Genomic DNA, 4,743 nt, shown 5'->3' with positions numbered 1-4,743 from the left:
CCCTGTGGGCCGTCCGCACGGACGGGGGCGCGCCCCGCCGGATACCCACCGCGGGCCCGGCCGTCGCCCCGCGCCCCAGCCCCGACGGCACGCACATCGCGTACGTGACCGGGGGCGCCCTGCACGTCGTACGCGCCGACGGCAGCGACGATCGGGTGCTGGCCGCACCGGAGGGCCCGGACGTCACCTACGGGCTCCCCGACCACGTGTCGGCCGAGTCGCTGGACCGCACACGGTCCTTCTGGTGGTCGCCGGACGGGGACGTGCTGCTGGTGGTGCGGGTCGACGACACGCCGGTCCAGCAGTGGTGGATCGCCGACGCCGCGCACCCCGAGCGGGCACCGCGCGCGGTGCGGTACCCGGCCGCGGGCACGGCCAACGCGCTGCTGTCCCTGCACGTGGTGGGCCTGGACGGCGGCCGGGTCGACGTGGCGCTCCCCAAGGAGGCGGGCGCGGCGCATCCGGGCGGGCAGTGGACCGACGCGGCCTTCGAGTACGTGGCGCACGCGGACTGGGACGCGGACGGGCCCCTCGCCGTCGTACAGACCCGGGACCAGCGGTCGGCGTACCTGCTGCGGATCGACGCGGCGAGCGGCGCGACCACGACGCTGCACCACCTCAGGGACGCCGCCTGGCTGGAGTTCATCCCCGGAACACCTCTTTCCACCCCCGCCACCGGCCATGTCGTCACCACCCAGGAGGGGTCCCGCGGGCTCCTGATGACGGCGACCGGGATCCGCACGCCGGAGGGCATGTACGTCCACGAGCTGTCCGGGGCGGCCGACGGCAGACTCTGGTTCACGGCCTGCGAGGAGCCGACCGAGGCGCACGTGTGGTCGTACGACCCGGTGGCCGGTTTCACGCGGCTGACCGGCGCACCGGGTGTGCACCACGCGGCCGTCGGGGGTCCCACCGTCGTGCTGGACAGCGCCACGCTCGACGGGCGGACGGTGACGGTGCTGCGGGACGGCGTGCCGGCCGGACACATCGAGGTGCTGGCCGAGCGGCCCGTGACCCGGCCGCGCCCGCGCTTCCTGACCCTCGGCACACGCGAACTGCGCGCGGCGCTGTACCTGCCGCAGTCGCACGAGCCGGGGCCCGGCGGGGCGGAGCCCGGAGGGTCAGGATCCGGTGGGCCGGGCGGGCGCCGCCTGCCGGTGATCGTGCACTCGTACTCCGGACCCGGCATGCAGACGGTGGTGCACACCGACCGCTGGCACCACGCCGTGAACCAGTGGTTCGCCGACCAGGGCTTCGCGGTGCTGTCGGTCGACGGGCGCGGCACCCCGGGGCGCGACCGGGCCTGGGCGACGGCCGTCCACGGGGACCAGCTGATGCCGGTGATCGAGGACCAGGCGGACGCCGTACGCGCGGCCGCCGAGCTCTTCCCCGAGCTGGACACGGGCCGGGTGGCGATCCGCGGCTGGTCCTTCGGCGGCTATCTCGCGGCGGGAGCGGTGCTGCACCGCCCCGACGTGTTCCACGCGGCCGTCGCGGGCGCGGCCCCGACGGAGCTGCGGCTGTACGACACGCACTGGAAGGAGCGGTACCTGGGACACCCGGACGTGCACCCGGAGCACTACGATCACTGCTCACTGGTGGCGCACGCGCACAAGCTCACGCGTCCCCTGATGCTCGTCCACGGAATGGCCGACGACAACGTGGCACCCGCGCACATGCTGCGGTTCTCGGCCGCGCTGCTCGCGGCGGGCCGGCCGCACACCGTGCTCCCGTTGGCGGGCGCGACCCATCTGGTGACGGAGGAAGGCGTAGTGGACACCCTGCTGCGCGCGGATCTCGACTTCATCAAGAAGTCGCTGGATCTGCGGACCGCCTGAACCGCGCGGGCGACGTGCCCGTACCCCCTGTTGAATAGACGCACTTTCAAGTAAACGCATCCCGGTGCGTCTGCACATCTGCACATCTGTGGAAGGGACCGCCACTATGTCCAGCGAATCGATCCAGCCCGCGCCCGCGCTCTGCCGCCGCACCCTCCTCGCGGGGCTGGGCGCGGCCGGCCTCGCCGCCGCGCTCACCGCCTGCGGGGGCTCCGACGACTCCTCGTCCGGCTCCTCCGACACCTCGTCCGACGCGTCGTCCGGCTCCTCCGCCGGCGGCGGCGCGGTGCTGGCGAAGACCACCGACATCCCGGAGGGCGGCGGAAAGGTGTTCGCCGATCAGTCGGTGGTCGTCACCCAGCCGACGGCGGGCGAGTTCAAGGCCTTCTCGACGGTGTGCCCGCACCAGAAGCAGCGCGTGAACAGCGTGGAGAACGGCGTCATCACCTGTCCCGCCCACGGCAGTCAGTTCGGCGTCGCGGACGGCGGTGTCAAGAAGGGGCCCGCGACCAGCGGGCTGACCGCCGCCGAGATCAAGGTGAGCGGGGACTCGATCACGCTCGCCTGACCGCGCGGGACCGCCCCAGACAGGCCAGTACGTCGTCCGTGGTGGTGACGGTGGCCACCAGGGCGAGCGTGTTGCGGATCATCGCGGGGGTGTAGTCGGCGGGCACACCCGCGATGGCGTCCGCCACGACCACGGCGGTGTAGCCGCGGTTCACCGCGTCGAACACCGTGTTGGGTATCGCCACGTTGGCCGAGACGCCGGTCACGACGAGCGTGCGGCAGCCGAGGTTGCGCAGCAGTGCGTCGGCCTCGGTGCCGGCCAGCGGCGACAGGCCGTGCAGCCGGCGCAGGACGAGGTCCTGGGCGGCGACCTCGACGGGCGGCGCGACACGGACCGCCGTGCTGCCCACCAACTGCTGGACGGGCAGGCGTTCGGCCGCGCGGAACAGCCGGGCGTTGCGGTTGGCGCCGCGGCCGTCCGGGCGGCGCTCGGCGATCGCGTGCATCACCTGGACGCCGCTGTCGTGGGCCGCGGCCACCAGGCGCGCGATCCTGTCCAGTGCGCCCGACGCGCGGGCCGCCCGGGCGAGTTCGGGCAGGGCGCCGTCCGGGCCGACGACACCCTGCTGGCACTCGACGGTCAGCAGCACCGTGGTCGCGGGGTCGAGGAGTTCCCTGAGTTCTTCGTACGACGGCATGGTGTCCCCTGTCGCGCGGGCGCCCGGCCGGGCGGCGGTGGCGGGCGAGCGTAGCGACCATTGCGTGCGGACGGAAGACGGCCCATGATTCCCTGACGCGGTGTCAGGCAGGACGTCGCGGCACGGTGCGGAGAAGGGAACCCGTATGACCGCCACGCAGCGCCGGGGCAGAAGGATCATGATGACGCCCGAGGAGCTGGACGAGTTCCTGACCGCCCAGCGCACCTGCCGGGTGGCGACCGTCTCGGCGGACGGCGCCCCGCACGTCAGCACGCTCTGGTTCGTCTGGGACGGCACGTCCCTGTGGCTGTACTCGATCACCCGCAGCAAGCGGTGGGCCGACCTGCGCCGTGATCCGCGGGTGGCCGTCGTCGTGGACACCGGCGAGGAGTACGGCGAGCTGCGGGGCGTCGAGCTGTCGGGGTCGGTCGAGTTCGTCGGCGAGGTGCCGCGCACGGGCGAGCCGCATCCCGAACTCGACGCCGTGGAGCGGTCGTTCGCCCGCAAGAACTTCGGCATCGAGGAGATGCCGCACGACGGCCGGCATGCGTGGATGCGGCTGACGCCGCAGGCGACGGCGTCCTGGGACTTCCGCAAGATCGCCACGCTCTGACGCGGGGCGGCGGCACGGCGGACGGCGGCACGGCGGACGGCGGCACGGCGGACGGCGGCACGGCGGACGGCAGGCCTCCCGGGGCCGGCGGGCGGGCGGTTCAGGCGTACGTCGAGCCCGCCGTCCGCAGCGCGTCCACCACCGCGCGGATCGAGGGACGGCGGTCGGCGTCGGCCCGCCACACGGCGTAGACGTGCCGGGTGGCCCGGTCGCGCACCGGGACCGTCCGCACGCCCGCCGGCACCGGGCCGCGTCCGAGCCGGGGCGCCACGCACACGCCGAGCCCCGCCGCGACCAGCGCGAGCTGCGTGTGGTGCTCCGCCGCGCGGTGGGCGATCACCGGCTCGACCCCGGCACCCCGCAGGGTGAACAGCAGCCACTCATGGCAGAACTCGCCCTCCTCCCAGGCGATCCACTGGTCGTCGGCGAAGTCCTCCAGGTCCACCGCCGCGCGGTCCGCGTGACGGTGTCCGGCGGGCATCGCCACGTCGACGGGGTCTTCGAGGAGCGAGGCCTTGACCAGCCCGTCGGGCATGGGCAGCGGCTTGTTGTACCAGTCGAGCACGATCGCGAGGTCGAGGTCGCCGCGCAGCACCCCGGCGACCCCGGTCTCCGGCTCCAGCTCGCGGGAGCGCACGCGCAGCGCGGGGTGGTCCGCGCGCAGCGCCGCCAGGGCGGCCGGGAAGAGCCCGCGCGCCGCCGTGGGGAACGCGGCCAGCCGCAGCTCCCCCACCACACGCCCGCGCTGGGCCTCCAGGTCGGAGCGGGCGAGCTCGACCTGGGACAGGATGCGCGCGGCGTGGTCGGCGAGCAGCCGCCCGGCGTCGGTGAGCCGCACGCCCCGCCCGTTCTTGGCGAGCAGCTGCTGCCCCACCTCCCGCTCCAGCTTGGACAGCTGCTGGGAGACCGCCGACGTCGTCACGTGCAGCCCTTCCGCCGCGCCGCCGACCGAGCCGTGCCGGGCGAGGGCGTCGAGCGTGCGCAGGCGCTCCAGGTTCAACATGTAAGCGATCCTACGAGATACCGGGCAAGAAGTGTCGCTTGTTCTACGTGATCGTCTCCGTCATCGTGAGAGGTATGACCGCCC

5 protein-coding genes are annotated in these 4,743 nt (G+C 74.0%); 3 read left to right on the top strand and 2 right to left on the bottom strand.

All coding sequences use genetic code 11. From position 1 onward, the window contains the following. Together FGF04_RS38155 and FGF04_RS38150 are read left to right on the top strand one after the other, a co-directional pair. Window positions 1-1,838: S9 family peptidase (locus FGF04_RS38155; protein ID WP_149515978.1), on the top strand; the 1,838-nt coding region annotated here is incomplete at its 5' end. Between the two features lie 106 nt (window positions 1,839-1,944). Further along, window positions 1,945-2,406, top strand: coding sequence for a Rieske (2Fe-2S) protein (locus FGF04_RS38150; protein ID WP_149515977.1), 462 nt, complete (start codon window positions 1,945-1,947; stop codon window positions 2,404-2,406). Here FGF04_RS38150 and FGF04_RS38145 read toward each other — a convergent pair. Beyond that, window positions 2,393-3,043, bottom strand: coding sequence for a cysteine hydrolase (locus FGF04_RS38145; RefSeq protein ID WP_149515976.1), 651 nt, complete (start codon window positions 3,041-3,043; stop codon window positions 2,393-2,395). The two genes, FGF04_RS38150 and FGF04_RS38145, sit on opposite strands and share 14 nt — an antisense overlap. Window positions 3,044-3,188: 145 nt before the next feature. Here FGF04_RS38145 and FGF04_RS38140 point away from each other — a divergent pair, with 145 nt between their 5' ends. After that, entirely contained in the window at window positions 3,189-3,656 is a 468-nt protein-coding gene (locus FGF04_RS38140; RefSeq protein ID WP_149515975.1) for a pyridoxamine 5'-phosphate oxidase family protein, read from the top strand. Between the two features lie 100 nt (window positions 3,657-3,756). On the opposite strand, the gene FGF04_RS38130 is transcribed toward FGF04_RS38140, so the two are convergent. After that, a complete protein-coding gene (locus FGF04_RS38130; RefSeq protein ID WP_149515973.1) occupies window positions 3,757-4,659 on the bottom strand; it encodes a LysR family transcriptional regulator in 903 nt (300 codons plus the stop codon). Window positions 4,660-4,743 lie beyond the last annotated feature (84 nt).

The sequence above is a fragment of the Streptomyces apricus genome (genome assembly GCF_008369065.1).
In the GTDB taxonomy this organism is placed as follows: domain Bacteria; phylum Actinomycetota; class Actinomycetes; order Streptomycetales; family Streptomycetaceae; genus Streptomyces; species Streptomyces apricus.
This window is presented reverse-complemented; position numbering and strand designations above follow the sequence as displayed.